This is a genomic window from Ensifer sp. ENS06 (assembly GCF_014852205.1).
GTDB classification, from domain to species: domain Bacteria; phylum Pseudomonadota; class Alphaproteobacteria; order Rhizobiales; family Rhizobiaceae; genus Ensifer; species Ensifer adhaerens.
Genome location: NZ_JACVBC010000005.1, coordinates 182230 through 203447, shown reverse-complemented (window position 1 = coordinate 203447; position 21218 = coordinate 182230). Strand labels below are relative to the sequence as shown.

General features: G+C 61.6%; 18 protein-coding genes. 6 read left to right on the top strand and 12 right to left on the bottom strand.

What is annotated here, in order from left to right; translation table 11 throughout:
• Positions 1–32: 32 nt before the first annotated feature.
• From IB279_RS20085 to IB279_RS20075, 3 genes are all read left to right on the top strand, one after another.
• The gene (locus IB279_RS20085) at positions 33–1211 is read left to right on the top strand and encodes a polysaccharide pyruvyl transferase family protein (protein WP_060521073.1); all 1179 of its coding nucleotides are present in this window, start codon (positions 33–35) and stop codon (positions 1209–1211) included.
• Positions 1212–1353: 142 nt separating this feature from the next.
• Complete coding sequence (locus IB279_RS20080) at positions 1354–2526, top strand: polysaccharide pyruvyl transferase family protein (RefSeq protein ID WP_060529226.1); 1173 nt, start codon at positions 1354–1356, stop codon at positions 2524–2526.
• A 46-nt stretch (positions 2527–2572) separates the two neighbouring features.
• Positions 2573–3646, top strand: a complete 1074-nt coding sequence (locus tag IB279_RS20075; RefSeq protein WP_162741170.1) for a glycoside hydrolase — start codon at positions 2573–2575, stop codon at positions 3644–3646.
• Between the two features lie 50 nt (positions 3647–3696).
• On the opposite strand, the gene IB279_RS20070 is transcribed toward IB279_RS20075, so the two are convergent.
• Positions 3697–3939, bottom strand: a complete 243-nt coding sequence (locus IB279_RS20070; protein WP_034798024.1) for a hypothetical protein — start codon at positions 3937–3939, stop codon at positions 3697–3699.
• 354 nt (positions 3940–4293) lie between these two features.
• Here IB279_RS20070 and IB279_RS20065 point away from each other — a divergent pair, with 354 nt between their 5' ends.
• Positions 4294–5748 (top strand): TrkH family potassium uptake protein, encoded by a 1455-nt coding sequence (locus tag IB279_RS20065; protein ID WP_113187715.1) that lies wholly within the window; start codon positions 4294–4296, stop codon positions 5746–5748.
• A gap of 28 nt (positions 5749–5776) precedes the next feature.
• Here the strand turns inward: IB279_RS20065 and IB279_RS20060 are convergent, their stop codons facing one another.
• From IB279_RS20060 to IB279_RS20020, 9 genes are all read right to left on the bottom strand, one after another.
• Positions 5777–8137: a polysaccharide biosynthesis tyrosine autokinase gene (locus tag IB279_RS20060; protein WP_110819094.1), complete on the bottom strand. Its 2361-nt coding sequence runs from the start codon at positions 8135–8137 to the stop codon at positions 5777–5779.
• Between the two features lie 73 nt (positions 8138–8210).
• Positions 8211–9116: a UTP--glucose-1-phosphate uridylyltransferase gene (locus IB279_RS20055; RefSeq protein ID WP_060610494.1), complete on the bottom strand. Its 906-nt coding sequence runs from the start codon at positions 9114–9116 to the stop codon at positions 8211–8213.
• Between the two features lie 4 nt (positions 9117–9120).
• Entirely contained in the window at positions 9121–10137 is a 1017-nt protein-coding gene (locus tag IB279_RS20050; protein WP_192339618.1) for a glycosyltransferase family 2 protein, read from the bottom strand.
• Positions 10137–11063: a glycosyltransferase family 2 protein gene (locus tag IB279_RS20045; RefSeq protein ID WP_113504465.1), complete on the bottom strand. Its 927-nt coding sequence runs from the start codon at positions 11061–11063 to the stop codon at positions 10137–10139. The genes IB279_RS20050 and IB279_RS20045 overlap by 1 nt, the downstream gene beginning before the upstream one ends.
• On the bottom strand, positions 11060–12040 hold the full coding sequence (locus tag IB279_RS20040) for a glycosyltransferase family 2 protein (RefSeq protein WP_113504466.1): 981 nt from the start codon (positions 12038–12040) through the stop codon (positions 11060–11062). Before IB279_RS20040 ends, IB279_RS20045 begins: the two co-directional genes overlap by 4 nt.
• A complete protein-coding gene (locus IB279_RS20035; protein WP_112983636.1) occupies positions 12037–13260 on the bottom strand; it encodes a glycosyl transferase family 1 in 1224 nt (407 codons plus the stop codon). The genes IB279_RS20040 and IB279_RS20035 overlap by 4 nt, the downstream gene beginning before the upstream one ends.
• A gap of 99 nt (positions 13261–13359) precedes the next feature.
• Positions 13360–14142, bottom strand: a complete 783-nt coding sequence (locus IB279_RS20030) for a glycoside hydrolase family 16 protein (RefSeq protein ID WP_060644388.1) — start codon at positions 14140–14142, stop codon at positions 13360–13362.
• Positions 14143–14144: 2 nt separating this feature from the next.
• The gene (locus tag IB279_RS20025; RefSeq protein WP_113504483.1) at positions 14145–15260 is read right to left on the bottom strand and encodes an acyltransferase; all 1116 of its coding nucleotides are present in this window, start codon (positions 15258–15260) and stop codon (positions 14145–14147) included.
• A gap of 408 nt (positions 15261–15668) precedes the next feature.
• Entirely contained in the window at positions 15669–17153 is a 1485-nt protein-coding gene (locus IB279_RS20020; RefSeq protein WP_110819099.1) for a lipopolysaccharide biosynthesis protein, read from the bottom strand.
• A 121-nt stretch (positions 17154–17274) separates the two neighbouring features.
• Here IB279_RS20020 and IB279_RS20015 point away from each other — a divergent pair, with 121 nt between their 5' ends.
• Both IB279_RS20015 and IB279_RS20010 read left to right on the top strand, forming a co-directional pair.
• The gene (locus tag IB279_RS20015; protein ID WP_113504467.1) at positions 17275–18240 is read left to right on the top strand and encodes a glycosyltransferase family 2 protein; all 966 of its coding nucleotides are present in this window, start codon (positions 17275–17277) and stop codon (positions 18238–18240) included.
• An 86-nt stretch (positions 18241–18326) separates the two neighbouring features.
• Positions 18327–19274: a polysaccharide pyruvyl transferase family protein gene (locus IB279_RS20010; protein WP_060529216.1), complete on the top strand. Its 948-nt coding sequence runs from the start codon at positions 18327–18329 to the stop codon at positions 19272–19274.
• A gap of 88 nt (positions 19275–19362) precedes the next feature.
• Here IB279_RS20010 and IB279_RS20005 read toward each other — a convergent pair whose 3' ends face one another.
• Both IB279_RS20005 and IB279_RS20000 read right to left on the bottom strand, forming a co-directional pair.
• A complete protein-coding gene (locus tag IB279_RS20005; RefSeq protein ID WP_060521084.1) occupies positions 19363–20379 on the bottom strand; it encodes a glycosyltransferase family 2 protein in 1017 nt (338 codons plus the stop codon).
• A gap of 232 nt (positions 20380–20611) precedes the next feature.
• Entirely contained in the window at positions 20612–20890 is a 279-nt protein-coding gene (locus tag IB279_RS20000; protein WP_192339617.1) for an exopolysaccharide production repressor protein, read from the bottom strand.
• Positions 20891–21218 lie beyond the last annotated feature (328 nt).

Here is a 21218-nt window from a genome sequence, read left to right as displayed (position 1 = left end):
CGTACGACTTTTCAAAGAGAAGGGACTTACGCATGCGTCCAAGAATCCTCCTGACGGGTATTCCTGGTCATTACACGCGCCTCGCAAACGGCGCCAATGGCCTGTCGGTTTCCTATTCGGAACGGCAAAAACAGCCCGAATCCAAGGACGAGTTTCTTCAGGAGCTTCGCAACATCAGCAACACCGGCAACTATCTGATCGGTGAGGGGGCTCTGCGCGCCATCGCGCCGCACGCCAAGCAGATTCCGTTCTGGCATCTTTACAACGCCCACAAGAACGGCACCGGTTTCGATGAATTCAACAACAACTTCGACATCTGCGTGTTCACCTGCGCCAATCTGTTGCGCAAGGGGCTTTCTGCGGATGCCGAGGCTGATGTCTTGAGCAAGCTCAAGATGCCGATCGTCATGCTCGGTATCGGCCACCAGAACCGCAAGGACCTGGAAACAGGCCTGCCGGAGGGGACGAAGCGCCTGCTCGATGTTCTCAAGGACCGCGAGCACTACTTCCTGACCCGCGGCTACGAAACCGCCGGCTACCTGAAGGACCAGGGATTCAAATACGTCCGGCCGACCGGCTGCCCCTCGGTCTATTTCGCGCCGAACAATATGCGCGCGTCAATGAAGAAGCTGCCTGACGTCAAGATCGGTCAGGCAAAGACGATCTTCTCGGGCTATCTCGGCGCCAATCACGATTGCATCGTCGATGCGATCGCGCTCAACCCGGAAGGCGCCAAGCCCCAATACATCATCCAGGACGAATTCCTGCACTTCGACATGAAGGTCGAGCCGGATGCCGATGGCAGGGTCTTCGATTCCTGCTCGGGCAAGATGCTCGGCGAACTGGCTTTTCCGGGCGCTGAGCGCCAGAAGGTCCCCTTCGATGTGCGCACCTTCTTCGATACCAACATGTGGCGCGCCTGGGCCTCGCACATGGACTTCAATTTCGGCCGTCGTTTCCATGGCTCGATCATCGCCATGCAGGCAGGCGTGCCGAGCCTGATGGTGGCCGTCGACGACCGCATGCGCGAAATGCTCGGCTTTACCGGCCTCCCGTCGGTTGACGTCCAGGAACTCGAAAAGGCGGAAAACCGGGCGGAGTTCGTTGCCAGCCATCTGGCCGGGCTGAACGCGTCTGAACTGGTCGACCGCTACTCCGATCGCGAACGCAATTTCCGTACGGTGCTGCGCGAGATCGGCATCGGCCTCTAAACCGTGATGCCTCGGACGCGTTCGATCCGAGGCGCTCAATTCATGATGTCCGGGCGGCACGGTGAGGTTTGAAGATCCGCTTCCTCGTGCCGCCCTCCCTTTTCCTCAACTCTGTGGGCCAGTCCACAAACCAGGTGTATCGATGCGTATCCTGCTCACCGGAATCCCTTCCTACCTCCAGCGTACCGTGGCGCGCGTTTCCGGTGCGACGGTGCATCACAAACCCTACTTCGACGATATCCGAAGCAAGAAGGATCTGGTCGACCAGGTCAAGAAGATCGCCAACACCGGCAACTACCTGATCGGCGAGGGCGCAGCTTATGCCTTGCGCGGTCATGACGTGACCTATGTGCCGTTCTGGCATCTGGTCAACAGCCGCGGCGCCAACGACGTCTACGATGCCCTGAACAAGGAATTTGACATGTGCGTGTTCGCTTCGGCGAACCTGCTGCGTCCGGGATACTCGGCCGATCTCGAAGCGGATGTGTTCGAGAAGCTGAAGATGCCGGTTCTGGTAATGGGCATCGGCATCCAGAAGCGCGAAGGTCTGAAGGAAAACCTGCCGGCCGGCACGTTGCGGTTCCTGGAGGTGTTGAAGCAGAAGGAAAGCTTCTTCCTGACCCGCGGCTACTTCACCGCCGAGTTCCTGCGCGCGGAGGGCATGAAGTTCGTCAAGCCGACCGGCTGCCCCTCGCTCTTCTTCGCTCCCAACGAGATGCGCCACTCCTTGACGTCGCTTGCCAACGCAGACCTTGCCTCGGCACAGAAGCTCGCGCTCGGCGGCTATCTCGGTAGCGTCGCCGACACCATCGTCGATGCCCACGCGCTGCTGAAGCCGGAGAGCGTGGCCAGCTACGTCATCCAGGACGAAATCGTCGCCTATAACCTGACGCTTCCCGTGGATGACAACGCGCCGGTTTACGACCGCTCCAGCGGCCGCATCACCGGCAAGACCGAATACAAGCATCAGGAAAAATGGCAGCGGCAGAATGAACTGATGGTGTTCTTCGACACCAACCAGTGGCGCGCCTGGTCATCGACCCGGGACCTCTGCATCGGCAGGCGCTTCCATGGCTGCGTCATTGGCATGCAGGCGGGCACGCCTTCGCTGATGATCGCCGTCGACGACCGTATGCGCGAGATGCTCGAATTCATCGGCTTCCCCTATATCGAGGCGGGCGTCTGGAATCGTGAGGCGGACAAGAAGGCGCATCTCGCCAACTTCCTGTCGAAGATCGATGCGCAGGCGGTTACCGAACGCTATTCGGCATGCGAGGCGAACTTCCAAAGTGCGCTTAAACAGGTTGGCATTTAATCTGCCCCTGACCCGGGCAGCGCCGTTGGCGCTGCTCCTTGCCGCCCTGGTCTCCTGGGCGGCGCTTTCGCGTGGCGCTCCGGCGTTCGCGGGCGAGGCTGCGGCTGCGCGCTACGGCGTCAATCGGCTCAATCTCGCCTGGCTGGAGCGCACGGATCAGGAACGCATCCTTCGCGAAATCGCCGACAGCGGCGCGACGCATGTGCGGCTATCGCTGTCGCGCCCTGTCGACAAAAGCATCGACGCGCTGGAGATTGCCAACCGGCTGGGTCTGCGGATCCTGCTCGAAATCCAGCTGTCGAACAAAAGCTATTATCCGGACAGCGTTCGCCCGCGCACCGGCTTCGGGCGCATCTGGGATATCAACCGGTTGTCCGATCTGGACCTTGATCGTTACCGCGTCGGCCTGGCGTCAGCACTGCAGCGCATCGATGCCCTTGGCATCCGTCTGGACGCGGTAGAACCCGGAAACGAGATCAACCTCGCCGGCTATAACGGCGACCTCGCCGTCTACGAGAAGCCGGGCCGAGCGACGCCGCGACATCTCGGCGAACTCAGGGATCCCCAGGCATTCGGAAAAGGTCTCGACAACTACGTCGAGGCGCTGAAGATCACCCGCGACGCCGTAAGAGCGAGCGCCAACAGCAAGGCGATCATCGTCTCCGCCGGGCTTTCCGACATGGGGGCCAAGGAAGCGGACCGCCAGGGAATGGAGCGGCTGGATCCGGGCGAGGTGATTGCCCTTTTGAAGGCGCGGGGCATGGACGCGCTCGTCGATGCCTATGGCATTCACATCTACCCGGCGCGCAAGGATAAGGCTGCAATCACGTCGATCGTCACCAGACTTCTCGATTTCTGCGCGCCTGCCGACAGAGGGCGGCCCTGCTGGGTGACGGAATGGGGGATTGCCAACACGGCGCGCAGCTGCCCCGTCGATGATCGCGAGCGCGAAGGGGCGATGACCGCCATGCGGACGGTCTTCGAGCGCTTTTCCGAAGAAAATCGCCTGAATGCGGCCTACTACTACGACTGGGACACCCAGCAGAACTACCGGCTATGGCGCTGCGGTGCTCTAAGCCCGGCCGGCGCGCTTGCGATCGAACCGGCCAAGGGTGATTGATGCGAGGCATTTTTGGCTGTGAGTTGGATGGAGCCAAGCGCCCTTGTCGATCAGCGCCGCGTTGCGCGGCTCGTCGCCGGTTCAAGCCCCTTGCCGCGGTAGGTGACGGGAATGCCGAGTTCCTCGTGGGTTCGCGCCAGCGTTTCCAGCCAGGTCGCCAGCTCCTCCGGGACCATTTCGTCCCCGGTCTCCATCGCCTCGATCCATGCCAGGTTGCAATGGAGGGCGCTTGCCAGATTGATCGGCGTCCAACGAAGAACGAGAAGGCATTGGGTGAAACGGGCGGGGGTCATCGGTTGTGCTCAAGGTTGCATGTGGAATGGATGAAGCAGGCTTTACACGTGGAAATAAGTCAAGGTGATGACTTGCCGCGGCCAAAAGTCGTGATCTTTTCGTGAGTTAGAATTGATTGGGCAAAATGCCGCAGTGCAGCATGGAAATGGCGCCTTTCACGCGGCATTTGCCGGGAACGCCTGGACACGATTGCCGCGCCCATGCGACAAAATCGGCGAAAATACGGGACTGACCGTCGCACTCCAGAGGGTTCTCTGCCCCTAGCCGGTGCGAATCGCGCGCCTTTGAGGTTGAATGGCCGCAAATCCAGAGGACCGATTCGGTCCTGGACAAAGCGCTGAGGCGATCAACCGTTGCATGCACCCCTCTATCAGACCGCGATCAACATCGCCGCGAAGGCCGCGTTCTATCTGTCGCTCGCGATGCTGCTGCCGGCCGCAGTCGATCTGTTCTATGGTCATCCCAACTGGAGAGTGTTTGCCGGTTCGGCCTTTGCGACTGGCGGTCTGTCGCTTCTGGCGATTGCCGCCACGCAGGGCGGCTCGCCGCTGTTCAGCCGCAAGATGGGCTTTCTGGTCGTCAATCTTCTCTGGATTGTCGTGTCTCTCGTCGGCGCCGTGCCCTTCTGGCTGTCGTCGCTGAAGCTCGATTTCGCCAAGGCCTTCTTCGAATCGGTCTCCGGCATCACGACGACGGGCTCGACCGTCATCAGCGGCCTCGACCATGCGCCTCCGGGCATTCTTCTCTGGCGCTCGGTTCTGCACTGGCTCGGCGGTATCGGGATTGTGGCGCTCGGGCTCTTCGTCATGCCCTATCTCAGGGTCGGCGGCATGTCCTTCTTCAAGATGGAGTCCTCGGACACCACCGAAAAGCCCTTCGCCCGCATCGTCACCTTCACGCGCGCCTTCATCCTGATCTATGTCGTGATGACGGTGACGTGCACGATCATCTTCTCTTATCTGGGCATGAGCCGTTTCGACGCGATGAACCACGCAATGTCGACGGTCGCGACCGGTGGCTTCTCCACCCACGATGCCTCGCTCGGCTACTTCAACAGCCTGCCGATCCTCTGGGTCGCAACCTTTTTCATGACGCTGAGCAGCCTGCCGTTTTCGGTGCTCATCCTCTTCATCGTTCGTGGCCGGCTCGATACGCTGAAGGATCCGCAGATCATCGTCTTTCTGTCCTATCTGGCGGCACTCGCGCTCGCCGCAAGCCTCTATCAGCGGATCGTGAACGGGGTCTCGGCGCACGAGGCTTTGGCGCACGGCTTCTTCACCGTCTCGTCCATCCTGTCGACCACCGGTTTTGCCAGCGACGATTACATGCTCTGGGGTGAGTTCATCGTCGCACTTGCCTTTGCCGCCACCTTCATGGGCGGCTGCTCCGGCTCGACGGCGGGCGGCATGAAGGCCTACCGCTTCATCATCATCTTCAATTCAATCCGCGCCGGTCTTTTCAAGCTGATCTACCCCAACGCCGTCCACACGGTGCGCTACGGCAAGACACTTGTCGACATAGACGTGCAGCGCACCGTGTTCATGTTCTTCACGGCCTACATGTTCATTTGGGCTTTCGGGAGCCTCGCCATGGGGGCGATGGGCTATGATCTCGTCACGGCGGTGTCGGCGGTCGCAACGGCGCTTTCAAACGTTGGCGCCGGGCTCGGCCCGATCATCGGGCCGGCCGGCAACTTCTCGACGCTGACCGACCCGGCGCTCTATCTCCTGTCGCTCATGATGCTGCTCGGCCGTCTGGAAATCCTGACGGTCCTGGTCATCCTGACACCGCTCTTCTGGAGGGACTGAGCGACAGGTCGAAACGAGGCGCGCCCTGTCAGGCGGCCTCGGTCTTGCGGCGCGTGCCGGCGCTTTCGATGTAGTACTTCTCATAGCGGTGGCGGTAATGCTCGGCACCGCCAAAGTCGCTGTACTTTGCCAGTTCCTGCATGTCGGTCTTGTTGAGGATCACGCCGAGGATCTTGGCATTGATCTGCGGCTCAGAATGCAAGAGGTCGCGCACCAGGCGCGACGGCGTCCGGCCCCATTCGGCGACATAGAGGAAGCCGTCCGCAAGCGGCGCGAAGGCCTTGGCATCGACGACCGGGGCGAGTGCCGCGAGATCGACGACGACATAGTCGAAGGACTTGCGTGCATTGTCGATGAGCTCGGCCATGGCCGGCGACGCAAGCAGCTCATGGCTGTCATACGGGCCGTTGCCGTCCACTGCTTCACCGCCGACCGGCAGGATCGCAAGCTTCGTCTGCTGGTCGATCTTGATGCCCGCCGGCCAGGATGCCTGCCCGGTCAACGCTTCCACCAGACCCGCCTTCGGCGGCGGATTGATCATCTTGCTCAAACCCGGTTTGCGGATGTCGGCATCGATCAGAAGGGTCTTCTTGCCGCTTGCGGCAAGGAGGGCCGCAAAATTCGCGGCAATGATCGACTTGCCTTCATCGGGCACCGCCGAAGCGATGCCGATGACGCGTGAACCGTTGCCGGTCAGCATCCGGTCGCAGGCGAGCTTGGCGTTGCGGAAGGTCTCTGTGAAGGACGAGCGCGGAGCGTCGAGCACGATGCGGCTGAGGCGCTCGAACGACGGCGCCCCTTGCGTTACCGGTGGCGGCATCTTGTTCTTCATCAGCTTGGCGCGAACGAGATCCGTCGTTCCAGGGTGACGCGGGCCGACCAACGGAATGTAGCCGAACGACCGATGACCGAGGATCGCGCGCACGTCGCCTTCGAGCCGGAATGTCCGCTCGCGAAATTCCTGGAAGGCGGCAAACGCGCCGCCCGCCATCAGGCCGAGTACCGCCGAAAGGGCCAGCACCATCGTCTTCTTCGGGCTCGAAGGCGAGGCCGGGACGCCGGCGCTGGAAATCACCCGCGCCTTGGCGATCGGGAAGGAGCGCTGCTGCGAGGCCTGCTCGTAGCGGTTCAGATAGGTCTCATAGAGCGTCTTCAGCGCGGCTGCCCGCTGCTCCAGTTCGCGCAGGTGCACGAGCGAGACATTTGCATTTGCGTTGCGGCCGGTGGTGCCTTCTATGTTTTCGCGCAGCGACGCTTCGCGTGAGCGCGCCACCTCGTATTCGTTGCGGTAGCTTGCCGTCAGCTGCTGCAGTTCCTGGAAGATCTGGCGGCCGACATCGGTTTTCTCCTTGCGCAGCGACACGGCCTGCGGATGGTCGGCGCCGAAGCTCTGGCTCACGTCCTGTTCGCGCTTGCTGACCGCAAGGTAGCGCGTGCGTAGATCGCGGATGACCGAGTTGTCGCCTTCCTTAGCGGAAATCGTGGCGTTCTTGACGGCCGTCTCCGGTCCCTGGTCGACGATCGCCTGGAATTGCTTGTAGCGCGCCGAAGCGCTTGCGCTATCGGCCTGGGCAATGATCAGCTGGCTGTTGAGATCGGCCAGCTGCTGTTCCGACATGAGTTCGCCGCGCGCAAGCGTCAGGCCGTTTTCGCTGCGGTATTTTTCGACCTCTAGGGACGCGGTCTGCGTGCGCTGCCGAAGGTCTGCAAGACGCTCCTGCAGCCAGACCGAGGCCCGTTCGGTCGCCTCGAAATTGGCGTTGAGCTGGTCGTTGAGATAGGCGTCGGCATAGGTGCGAACGATGCCGGCGGCAAGCTGCGGATCGCTGGAGCGATAGGCAAGCGAGACGACGGAGCTTCGCGTCACGCGTTCGACGGCCAGTCCCTGCTGGAGCAGTGCCGCCGCCTTTTGCCTGCGGCCGTTGCGGGCCATATCCTCGGAAATCTCCGGCCCGCTCGAGAAGATGCCCGTAACGGACTTCAACCCGTCCTTGACGACGTCGAACGGCGAGCGCGGTGGATTGAGGACGGTGTCGTTGTCGGCAAGGTTCATCTTGTCGACGACACGCAGGGCGAGTTCGCCGGATTTCAGGATTTCCACGGCGCTGGCAATCTGGGTGTCGAGCAGGGCGCTGTTTTGCGGCGGCGCCTGTTCTTCGGCAAATTTCGACAGGTTCTCGTCGAGAAGGACCTGCGTTGCCGATGTGTAGAGCGGTGTTGCGAAGACCAGGTAGGCGACACCGAGCGCGATGAAGAGCGCCACGAACAGGCCGACCATTCTGGCGCGACGCAAGACGACCGAAAACAGACGATCGAGGTCGATGAAGCCGTCGGGCTCCTCCACGTTGCGCGGTACGACACTGTTGAAGGGGAGACTTCTTTGGTTCATTGGGTCGCTCTGTCCGTTTCCCTTTGGTCCGAAGGCTGGCGCCTCTTGTTTTCAAAAGAGGCGCCGAAGCCAGTTATGCGGCGCGGATGCGGCCTTCGTGAGACAGGACCATGTCCTTGACCGAGGCATAGACCGCGTCGCCGAGATCGGAACGCGCCAGCGCGAAGGCGACATTGGCCGCGATGAAGCCTTCCTTGGAGCCGCAGTCGAACGTGCGCCCATCATAGGGATGAGCGTGAAACGCTTGATTTTGCGAGAGTTTCAGCATGCCGTCGGTTAGCTGGATCTCGTTTCCGGCGCCGCGCGGCTGATGGGCGAGTATGTCGAAGATCTGCGGCTGCAGGATGTAGCGACCGTTCAGATAAAAATTGGACGGGGCTTCGCCCATAAGCGGTTTTTCGACCATTTGGGTGACTTCGAAGCCATAGGGGACGGCAGCACCCTTGCCGACGATGCCATATTTCGAGGTATCTTCCGGAGCGCATTGCTCGACGCCGACAACGTTGCCGCCGGTCTGACGGTAGAGGTCGACAAGACCGGCCATGCAGCCGCGTCCGCCGTGGCAGAGCATGTCCGGCAGGAGCAGTGCAAAGGGCTCGTCGCCGATGAGATCGCGGGCGCACCAGACGGCATGGCCGAGGCCGAGCGGCGCCTGCTGGCGGGTAAAGCTGACGGAACCGGCGCGCGGCAGCATTTGCTCCAGTTCGGAAATCTGGGCGTTCTTACCGGAGCGGGTCAGCGACGAGATGAGTTCAGGCGTGTCGTCGAAGTGGTCTTCGATCGCCTGCTTGTTGCGGCTGGTCACAAAAACGATGTGCTCGATGCCCGCTTCACGGGCTTCATCGACCGCATATTGCACGACCGGACGATCGACGATCGTCAACATCTCCTTCGGTATCGCCTTCGTCGCGGGAAGAAACCGCGTTCCATTGCCGGCGACCGGGATCACAGCTTTCCTGACGGTCCTGATACGGTCCATGGTCTTATCCTTTACTTACGTGTGGGCTTTCGCCCGAGGTGGGTCGTTCGGCCGCCACCGTCGAGGTGGCAGGCTTCATGCGTGCGATTGGCGCAAGTAGCCGGCGCAATCGCACGGCGATCGGCATTCTGAGGTGCCGAAGCGCTCTGGGGTTGGTCAGAGCCACCTGGGTGGCTCCGGCCAACGATCTGGATTTCAGGTGTTCGACAAGGCGAAGGAAGGCGTGCGCCTCCACGAGGCTTTTGTCGCGCCGGCGCTGCATAGCCAGCGCCTCGGCATCGAGCGTGTGCCTGGCAAGGAATTCCCGGTCGGCCGTCATCATCGCTTCGATGTGGCGCAGTTCGAGCACGCGCGAAATCGAGCCCTCGCGGATGTGATAGCAATAGCCGGCCGAGGGATCGATGACGCATCGGCCGCCATGGGCAAGCGCCGAGGCGAGCAGGATGTAGTCCTCGCCGATGCGGATCGTTTCCTCGAAGCGCAAGCGATGTTCGTTCAGAAACCGGCGCTCAAAGATCGGCTTCATGTAGCCGAAATTGAAGGTGGAGCGGAAAAGCACGTTGGAACCGATGAAGGCCGCAAGCGTCAGCGTCCGACGGCGCTCAAGCTCGGCTTCGGGAAACATGCGCTCCAGCCGCCCATCGAGATTGAGGACGTCGATGTTGTCGACCACAATCGAAGCTTCGGTCGAGGAAGCAAGGCCGATCATGCGCGACAGCCGCTGAGGGCTAACCGTGTCGTCCGCGTCAAGAATGGCGATCCAGTCGCCACGGGCCGCTTCGAGACCGGCATTGCGCGCGCCGCCGGGCCCGCGGTTCTCGGCAAGTCGCAGCAGCCGCACGCGCGGATCAGCGAGCTCTTCGACGACCGCACAGGTCTCGTCCTTCGAGCAATCGTCGACGACGATCACCTCGACGTCGACGCCCTTCTGCGCAAGCGCACTGTCGATGGCGCGTCGGATCGTGTCGGCAGCATTATAGGCCGCGATGACGAAGCTGACGTCGGGGGCGCGTTGCGTCATCAAGCGGTCGCCGCTCCGTATTGCTGGAGTTCGCGCACACCAATGAGGCCGCTGACGACGCCCGCATGCATGATTGCGCGAAGCGCGTAGCGCGAGCGAGCGACCGGCGATCCGAGCAGCATAAGACTTGCGATGGCGCAATAGCCTGATTTCGCCGTCGCGCGCACAATTTCGGCAACTCGGCTGCCGGCTTGGCCCGGTTCACTCAAGAGCCGGCCATGGGTTTGGCCGGAACGGAAACGACGCTTTGCAAGCCAGGCAAGTCGCGCGCGTTTCTCCGGTACCGGTTCGAAGACCAGCGCATCGGGCGCATAGGCCAGACGCCCACCATCCGCATGCATGTGGCGGAAGAACTCCGTATCCTCACCGCCTGTCTGCCCGAGCGTCAGATTGAACCGCCTGTTGAAGACGACCGGGCGAGTGAGATCGATCAGAACATTGCAGGTGTAGCCCGTGCGGATCTCGCCATCGACCCAGACCGGCCGGGTTGAATGAAAATCGCCGCGGCGCATCCAGTTCGGGGCAGACAGCGTGTATTCGGCACGAACCGGGCCGAGCACGACATCGGCGCCGGTCGTTAGCGCGGTATCGAGCAATTGCACAAGCCAGGTCCTCGACACCGTCTCGTCGTCGTCGACGAAGGCGAGATAGTGCCCGGTGCTGTTGTCGAGACAGGCGTTGCGGGCGATGGAAATGTTCGACGCCGGGCAATGCACGTAGAGGATCTCGCAAGGCATGGTCGGGCGCATCTGGTTGACGAGCGCCTCAGCACTCGGCGTCACGTCATTGTCGGCCACGATAATGCGGATCGCCACATCGGCAGGCACGGTGATGAGCGCGAGAGAATGCAGCGTTTCTGCAAGCTCCGGCCGGCGGAACGTGCACACCGCTATGTCGATCTGTGTCCGGGCGACGGTGTTGGTCATGGTGCCATCCTCCGGTTGCGCGTGGTGAGCAATTCCCGCCAGAAGCCGGCCGACCAGGCAAAATGCATGACCATTGCCGAGATGGCCGCGAGCGGGCCGTAAGGGTTCTTCTGGCCGAGCGCCATCCACATGCCGTAGCCGATGCAGGCCACAGCCCAGAGCACGACCGGAACGACCGCAAGCCAGCTGACGACCGCGAGCAGTGCGCCGACAGCGACCGGAGCGACGGCAAGCGGCAGCAACTGCCTGAGGCTCGGCCAGGCGCGGTGCTTCAACACATTGCGCGCGCGTCCGCGCCCATAGGCGAAGTACTGGCGGAAGAGCGGCCCGACTTTGGCACGGGGGTAGTAGACCATGCTGGTCCGGTCGGTCATCCAGATGCGATAGCCCGCCTGGCGGAAGCGATAGTCGAACTCCGCGTCTTCGTTGTGGCTGAAGATCTCGTCGTAGCCGCCGATCGCCTGGAAGGCGGAAATGCGCATCAGCGCATGGTGACCGTGATCGGCCCAGTGGCTCGCCGCGCCGAGACGGTGCTTGGCGCCGCCATTGCCGAGCTTGGAATTCTGGGCGTAGGCCGTGGCCTTCTGGAAGGGCGTGAAGCCAACCGTCTGCATGGCGACGACAACCGCGTCCGCGCCGGTCAGAAGAGCCTCCTCGACGAGGCGCTCGCAATAATCATCCGGATAGGTGCCGTGCGCGTCGATGCGGATCATGTAGTCGAAGCCGGCCCCGTGGCGTGCGACGGCGAGATTGATCGCAGCACTCTGGATGCGTTTCGGATTGTCGAGCACCAGCACGGCCGGATCCTTCTCGGCGAGACGCGCCGCGATCTCACGGGTGCCGTCGGTGCTGCCGCCGTCGGCGATCAGGATGGCGCCGTTGAGGCGCCTTGCCGCGGGTAGCAAGGCTTCGGCGAGGCCCTGCAGATGTTCCGCCTCGTTTAGGCAGGGAATGACGATGAGGACACGTATGCTCATGACAATCCACCTTCGTTTTGGGGCGTTGAGGTGTTTTGATGTGCTTGCGGGAAGTCCAGCGCGATGCGCGGCGGAGCGGCGGACGTGACGGCCGACAGACGGCGCACGAGGCCCTCGCAATCGCTGCGATTGAAGATCCAGGTTTCCGGCGCGCAGGCCGCGATCCGCCGGGATGTGGCGTCGTAAATCTCGGAGGTCATCGACCCCATGAGCGCGGCAAGCGCGTCGGCATCAGCTTCTTCGAGCAGCACGCCAAGGCCACGTATGGCCAGAAACCGCGCGGTCTCGGTGCCGCGAAGCGCAATCGGCACCCGCCCGAAGCGGCAGCCTTCATAGAGCCGGTTCGGGAGCAGCCATTTGGAGTTCTGACCTTCCTCGAAGAAGTCGATCGCCCAGGTGAAGTGCACGTCGGAGTAGATCGCGCCAAGCTCTTCCGGGCTGCGATAGGGGCCGTGGAACGTCATGAAAGGTTCGTTGCGGATGAAGCCGTCGAAGTCGTCGAACTCGCGATAGGCCGGCCGGCCGCGCAGCACGATCTCGAAGCGACCCTCCATGCGGCGCGAGAAGGCCGCCAGCAGCGCAAGTGATTTGCGGCAGCGCAGAGCACCGAACCAGCCAATCCGCCATGGGCCATGTGTCGGTGCGGCGGCAGCGGTCACCGATGGTCGCGCATCGGTTTCGTCGAGCTCGAGCACTTTGTTCTCAAGCATCATGGTCGGTGCCGAGATACCCGATAACGGGCGGAAATAGTTCTCGACGAAGGCGGGAGAACTGGTGATCAAAAGGCGCGCGTCACGGCCGAGCAGGCGCTCGCTTGTCCGCAACGCCTTGCCAGCGATGCCGGGGGAAAGGAGTAGGCGGTGAATGTCGAGGCATTCGTAGACGATTGGGACGTCGCCGCCGAAGAGGCTGACGGCCTTCCTGGCGATGGCCAGCATGTCGAGGTTGCGGGCTATGATCAGGTCTGGACGTTCGACGCCGCGCAGCGCCTGCTTCAGCGAGAGACAGCTCTTCGCGATCGCACCGACGCGCTGGACGAACCGGCCGTCATGGGTGTTGCCGAGCTCGACAGGTACGATGCCCTCGATCGCCGCCAGCGGATTTGCGTCGCGCCTGAACCCGGCAAGCGTCACCTTTGCGCCGCCGGTAAGTAACATCAGCACGCGTCGGCGAACGGCGGGGTCGGCAAGATCTTGGGCGAAGTAAAGTATCTGCAGCATGAACATCCAGTTTTCTGTCCGGCTGCGCCGGACATGGTTCAAATTTTCCGCCTTGCAGCGGCGAGAGCCACGCCCACCGGCACGGCTCCCGATCGTCGGCTAGTTTATTTTGCAGGCAATCGACTCGGGGAACTGGCACTCGTCTCCCGGCGCGGTGAAAGCGACCCGGTCGACCTGCATCATCGAGGGACCCTTGTAGGCAAAGGCGCCCATCCAATCCGTCAGGGTATCGGTTCCCCAAAGGCTGAAGAAAATCTTTTGCGGATTGGGCGGGATCTTCGCTGGGTCGGTGACCTCGTGGACCAGTTCGCCATTTACGTAATAGCGAATACGCTCCTTCTCCCAGACGAAAGCGTAGTCGTTGAAGCCCTGGTTGGCGCCGCCCGGCACGTCGACCAGCTTCTCGTTGCCGCCCTTGGCGGAGACGTATTGATTGATCTGGACCTTTGCCGGGTTCTTGCCGAGCACTTCGAAATCGATCTCGTCATGCGGCTTCTTGTCGGCCGGCCCGATATAGGTGAAGAAGGCGGAGTTGAGCCCCGAGCCGTCGGCCGTCTTGATCCGCGCCTCGTAGGTGCCATAGCTGAAGCGCTTGCGGGTCTGGATTTCGCCGCAGGCGTAATTGCGCTCGCCGAGTTTTCCTTCAGCAAACGTCAGTTCGGCGATGCCGTTGACGACCTTCGCCTGTTTCTTCGACCAGGTGCAGTTCTGATGCGCGCCATTGTTCCAGCCGTCCGAGACGTACCAGACGGCGGTGTCGAGTGTATCGAAGTTGTCGATGAAAGACGCACCCGTCGTGGTCTCTTCGGCCAGGGCCGGACCGGCAAGGCCGACGGCGACAAGGGTGAGCAGGGCGAGGCGGTGAGGTCGTTTCGATCTCATGGTCAGGTCCTTTGCTGGGGGGAGGGACCGGCGCGAACAGCCCCTGTCCGCGCACGCATGTCGCGGGCGGAGCCGGTCCGGCTGCCGGTGAGAATAGCGGTGAGGGCTGGCAGCCAGCGCGCGGAAAGAGCGTAGGCGCCGGCGAGGAAGGCGATCGTGATGAGCGGAACCGCGCAGTAAAACGCCGGGTAGTAGCCGATGTCCGAGCGGTTCCAGATCATCCAGAAGAGCACGAGTAGCGGAAAGTGCGTGCAGAAGATCCAGAAGCTGAGACCGCTGCCGCGCGAAAGCTGAGCGCCGATGTTGGTTCGCACAAGAAGTGCCGAAACCGCCCAGGAACCGACGATGCCGGAAATCGCAATCAGACTGCGCAGCATTTCGAGCCACACCGGAAAATTCGGGCCAAACTGATAGAGCAGGATGGACAGGAGCACGGCTGCGCTCAGGAACGCGATGGTAATCGGCCAGGAAAAGCGATCGAAGCTGCGGACATCGATGCGATGCAGGCTCATGTAGATGCCGGCGCTAAACCCGAAGAGGATCGACTTCTTCAAGAAGATGCCGTTCGGAACGGGCAGCACCGCATAGGCGAAGAGAACGGCGAGCGTCTGTGCCGGATAGCGCTTGATCAGCCACGCGAGCGCTGGCGAAAGAACGATACAAAGCAGGAGGTCGCGCAGAAAATAGAGCGGCAGATTGATTGGTAGATCCTCGAGCGCGAAGGCAAAGCTCAGCCACTCAATGGGGCTGGCTCCGATGACCTTCGGCAAATAGCCCGAACTGATGTCCTTGCTCTGCGCGACGAAAACCAGCGCGAGAAACGCCAGGTTCCACAACAGGAATGGCAAAAGTACCGTGCGAGCCTTGGTCTTCAGCGTCCGGCCATAGTCGAAATTTTCGAGACCGCGACGGAATAGGAGATAACCGGAAATTGCGCTGAGGCAGGGGACGCCGACACGGAAGAGGCTGTCGCCCAGGAAAATGCGCAACCAGTCGATGCCGCCATAGGTGCCGACATACGGACTGGTCGCCGGATCATAAGGCACATGCACAAAGACAATGCCTGAGATCAGCACGATGCGCATCAGATTGATCCGCGAGGAGATATTCGCGTTCACATCAACGATATCCGTCACCCCCATCTGGCAGCGCGTTTAGAAGCGGCCGTTTCAACAGAGCAGACCAGAGCCCGCACCCAGAAGATTAGGCTCGGGCACGGATCAAAATATGGCGCCGCAGCAAACGAATCGGCCTTGGTTTGCTGCGGTGCAGCATTAGAATTTGCGACAATACTAGGAAAATAGGCCTATCCCCGCACTTGGACTGGGAAAAAACCATGACGTGGGCGTCAGTTGCGGAATATTAACGGCCGCTGATTTTCTGATACCTCTGCTTGTTAAAGTGCATATGTAACGCCGAAAAGTTGTGCGCTTTTTCTTCTGTTTTTCAGTTGAGACAATGCCGCGGATCTCATTCCTCGCCGAAATGCGGCAAGGGTGGGGCAGTCTTTAGCGCTATTCCAGCCGTTACTCGGCGGCGGCTGGTACAGAGCTCGAAGCACCACGGGAACGAACCATATCGGTGAGCTTTGCCAGCAGCGACCGTTCGGTAACGAGTACCAGCACCAGATAGATCAGGGCACCGATCGCGGCGCCAACAAGAACCTGGAGCACCGCGCTTGGAAGAAGCGTGCCGTAGTGGTCCAGCAGCAGCCTTACGATGACAGCCATGATGAAAGCCGAGACCAGCGGCCTCACCGAAATCAGGAACCCGCGCAGGAAGGGCAGCTGGTCGGCGCGAAAGACAACCCAGGAATAGCCGACAAGCGTCGCTAGGTTCACGAGGCAGAGGGCGATCATCGCTTCGACGAGCGATCCGCCGATCGCGGCATAGGCGACGGCGGCAGTGGTGGCGATTGCCCGGATCACCGCCCACCAGAAGAGGGTCGTGCCCTGGCCGATACCCTTGAGATAGGGAATGTAGGTGCTGCAGGGTGTCAGCAGGCCCTTCGACAGGGCGAGCAGGCCGAGCACCGGCCAGGCTGAGGCCCATTGCTGTCCGAAGAGCACGAGCATCGCCGGCTCGGCAAGCGCCCAGAGGCCGAACATCATCGGCGCGAGCAGCACGGTGGTGACCTGCGTGCTGAGCATCAGCGCTTGCGAGCGCCGCTGGCGATCCTCGCCCATATGGCTGAAGGCGGGAAAGAGAACGCCCATGACTGCTGAAAGGACGATCTGGTTCGGAATGCTGGAAAAGCGGTTCGCCGCCGAATAGGCGCCGGCATCCGAAAGGCCGAGATAACGGCTGATGACGACCATCGGCGATTGGAAGGTGACGAAGTTGGCGATCTCGGAGCCCATCATGCCAAAGCTGAAGCGGCAGAGCGAAAGTACGCGCCGTGCCGAGAACACGAAACGCGGGACATAGCCGGAGACGGCGTAGAGACCGGCCAAACGGATGAATGCAGAAACGAAAAGCTGGGCGAGCAGCGACCACACCCCAAAGCCGAGAAGCGCCGCCCCGACCGCGATGAGCGCGCCGAGGATTTCGGAGAGCATGGTCCAGACCGCGTCCTTGCTGAAATTCATCCGCCGGGCAAGCAGTGAATAGGCAACATCGCCGGCAAGCTGCAACGGGATGAGCAGGCTCATGATCTGGAGCAGATGGCTTGCCTCCGGCGCACCCAGCAGGCTCGCCAGCGGTCCGGCAAAGACGAAAAGCCCAAGCGCCATCATCAGCGAAACCACCAGATTGGCCCAGAAAGCGGAGTGGATGAGTTCCATGTCCTCGTCGCGCTGGATGATCAGAGCGGAGGCAAGACCGGCGCCGCCGATCATCGCCAGAAACTGCACGACGGTGAGCGCGACGGCGACCGTTCCGAACTCCTCGGGCGTCAGGATACGGGCAAGAATCGGCACGGTGACAAACTTCAGCCCGAATGTGCCTGTCTTTGAAAGGACGCTCCAGCCGACGTTCCGAGTCACAGACTTGGCATTTACGTTTGAAGGCATGTGAGCATCCCGTGATGCCTTTGAAGGATTTCCGACAAAGGGCAAGCGCTAGATTTGAGGTCGCGACCCGGTGGGAGGAGACCACGAAATACTCTTTTAGAGAAACCGCAGGGGCGAAAAGATGGCGAAGCTGACTGTTATTATTCCCTACTACCAGAAGGAGCCGGGTATTCTTCGGCGCGCGCTCGCGTCCGTCTTTGCCCAAAGCTATCAAGACTTCCATGTCCTGGTGATAGACGATCAATCTCCCTACTCGATCGACGAGGAGTTGAGGCCGCTTGCCGATGGCGAGCGGGCGCGCGTGACGGTGATCCGGCAGGACAACAAGGGTCCAGGCGGCGCGCGCAACACCGGGCTCGACAACGTTCCGGCCGACGCCGCGTTCGCCGCGTTCCTCGATTCCGACGACATCTGGACCACCGATCATCTCCAGAATGCCGTCGACAGCATGAGCCGCTTTGGTGCCGACTGCTACTGGGCGTCGATAACAGGCGGCGAGGCGTTCTACTACCATTTCGGCGTCGCCGATCTCGAGGCAAGCGATACGGTCGTGCGCTTGCAGGAAAGCCCGCTTGTCGTCGAAGTTCCCGATCTTTCCAATGTCATGCTGCGGAACTGGAGCTTCCTGCACCTGTCTTGCATGGTGGTTGGTCGCCGGCTTTTCGAGACGGTGCGCTTTGATGCCGAGCTGCGTCTCGCGGCCGAGGACGTGCTGTTCTTCTGCGACTGCATTCTGGCGGCAAATCGTGTCGTGCTTTGCGATGCAGCCGGTGCCGTGCGCGGGGAGGGCATCAACATCTTCCACTCGATCGACAACGACTCGCCGCAATTCCTGCAGCAGCAGTTCAACACTTTTGTTGCCCTTGAGACGCTTGAGCACCGGCTTTCGCGCAAGCCATCGGCCGTCGCGTCGATCCAGTCCTACCAGCACACGGCCCGTCGTCAGGCGCTCTGGAGCCAGGCGCGCCGGCTGAAGCGGCGGAAGTCGCCGCAGTTTCGACTGCTGGCACGTTGGGTCCTGCGCGATCCCAAGCTGTTGCAAAGCGCATTCGAGCTTGCCGTCGGCAAGTTTTCCCGTTCACGCTGATCCGGACAGAAACTCCTTTTGGAGGAAGAACAAGCCCGCCAGGCGCGGCATCGAACCTATCTCGCATTTGAAAGAAGGGACCGCCCATGAAGCCCTATTACTGGGAATCTCAGCACGGCAATTTCGGCGACGACCTCAACCTCTGGCTTTGGGATTTCCTGCTGCCGGGTTTTCGCGATGTCCATGACGACATCCTCCTTGTCGGCGTCGGCACGGTGCTCAACCGCGCGCTTCTGCCTGATGGCGTCCGCAAGCTCGTTATCGGCAGCGGTTTCGGCTACGGCAGCTTGCCGGACATGCGGGATGCCGCCGAATGGGACCTTCGCTGCGTGCGCGGGCCGTTGACAGCCGAGAAGATCGGCCTTGCGCCGGAGCGCGGTATTGTCGATCCCGCGGTCATGGTCGCCGACATGCCGGAATTCCGGAACCTGCCTAAGCTATACAAGCGCAGTTTCATTCCCCATTGGGAAAGTGCGATCGCCGGTATGTGGCCCGTCACCTGCGGCACCGTCGGCCTGCACTACATCGACCCGCGCGGCGAGGCCAAGAGCGTGATCCGCGAGATCGCGCAATCGGAGTTCATTGTCGCCGAATCGATGCATGGGGCGATTCTCGCCGATGCATTCCGCGTTCCCTGGGTGGCGGTGACGACGTCGGACAGCATCAACAGCTTCAAGTGGAACGACTGGGCAAAAACCGTCGGCGTCGAATACCGTCCCCGCCATGTTCCGGTCTCCAGCCGCACCGAAGCCATGATCAAGGGCGCACGTTTCTGGGGCATGGGCTTCGAGGCGCAGACCGTGCCGGAGGCTGCGAACCTGCGATCCGCCGACGGCGAGGTGATCGTCGCGGCCAGAGAACCGCGTCAGACGTTCTTGCGCAGCGCGGCCAAGCAGGTGCTTGCGGCGCCGTCGACGCTTGCACTTTGGCAGGCCACTCGCGCAGAGCCGCAATTGAGCAGCGACAGCCGGCTCGCCGAACGCAAGGAACGCTTCCAGGATGCGTTGGCCGCCGTACGGCGCGCCTACTTCTAGGACGTGACAAACGACGCTCCGGACGAGATGCCGGAGCGTATTCCGCTCGCGATGGTTCGACGTGGCGCCGACGCCGCAACGCGTGGTGCTAGCGCGCGTGCTCCGCGCCGATGGGCAGAAGGTAGCGCACTGCCGCGCCTCCGCCCGCCGGTGCCGCATCCTGGCGCGGCCTGAAGCGCTCCGTCTTGTCGGCGAAAATACCGGCGGTGACGGCCGGCGCGGCGCCCGGGCGCCGCATGAGGTAACCGATCGCAGCCATAGCACCGCGCTCTTTCTTGAGGTCGAGGAAGTGGCGGTGCTGGTAGCGGCCACGCACGTGACGCTCATGCCGTCGCACGGCAGCCGCTGCCTCACCGTCGAGGTCGTTTGCCGCGAGTATGACGCGGTCGGCCTCGTAGAGGCGCTTTAGATCCTCGGTCCGGTGGCTGCCGCTCAACGAATTGCCGCGCACGATCGCCGCATAGCCACAGCTTTGAATGACCTTGTAGCGTGCACCTTTGGCCAGTGCGCGAAGATAGAGGTCATAATCCTCCCCCAGACGAAGCGCCTCCTGATAGCGGATGCCATGCTTATCGAGGAAGCGGCGGCGCATCAGCGGCTTCAGGAAGCCGATCTCGCCACGTTTCACGCCCGGCTGCGAAATATTGCCCTCGACGAAATCAATGAGGCCGAGAAGGCGCGGCCGTGGCGGGAAGTCATCGACCCTTGGAGCCGCACCAGTCACTGCGGCCTCGCCCATGAAGGCGATATTGTCGGCGATGAAATCCCACTCCTCTACTGCGAGCAGCCTGCCGAGCCTGCCCGGTAGAAAGAAATCGTCGGCGTCGAGGATCGCCAGGACCGGGGCGCGGCTGATGGCAATCGCATGGTTGCGCGCTGCTGAAGGACCGCGATTGCTTTCAAAGCGTGCGATCGTCAGCCGTCCGCTGTGATCGTCGGCAGATCGCGCCGCGGCGACGGTCTGATCGGTGGAGCCGTCATCCACCACGATCACTTCGGCGGTTTCCTGTTCGGCCAGCGCCGACGCGACCGCGCGGGCGATGGTCGCCTCGGCATTCTTCGCAGCAATGATGACGCAGACATCTGTCCGGGCGACTGTGGTCATGAGGGCCTCCAGTATCGTGTCTCGCGGGCAGCGCGGCGCCTAGGGGCCAAGTGGACTGCACCAGTTCTCGATCGCTGCATGACGCAGCCGGGTCATTGGCAACCCGCTAGATCATGCAGCCCGGCATGGAATCTTGCCGTAACGGGCCGCACCATGCAGGGCGATCATGTCGCAACCGCGTCAAAGGCGATTTTTTTGAAGAATGGCGAGGCAGGCTTGTCCGGCCGTGCGGTCAACGATTGAAGTGACCGGGCCGGTCCAGGCGGTGGCTATTGCTGCCCGGCTTGTCGTCATTGGCCGATTGCAGCACTTCAGCCGCTTTTTTTCCGCGCTCGCGCTCTTTCCTCCAGATTAGGAAAACGACCGCGAGGAAATAGCCGATCTGAATGAGGACCGCACAGATCGCCGTCTGGATCAGCGTGGATGTGAGAGAGCCATTGAGGAAATAGGTGACGACAGCAAAAACCGTCAGGGCGCCGATCATACTCACGAAGACGCGTGGTGCGTACATGACACTAGCTCGCAATCGGTTCTATCGCTGCAGACGTCATCGCAAAATCGGCCTTTCCTCTGCAAATGTTAATATATTGGCGACGGACATCGGCTGCAACCGGCAATAGCCGCCGCTTTGGCACATAGAAACAGGCAAATCTTTATGTCGCGTTTCGGGCAGCGTCGATCGAATCAAAATCAGTTGATTGGCCTCGAACGCCATTGTGACGCGAGCCTGCGCTCGGCAGCTGATTTTCCACCTCCCGTCGGGAGACGCACTCCGCGTCGCCCAATGGTTGCCGCCACACTCACGTGCTGATCAACTTTTATTACAAGTTTGAACGATG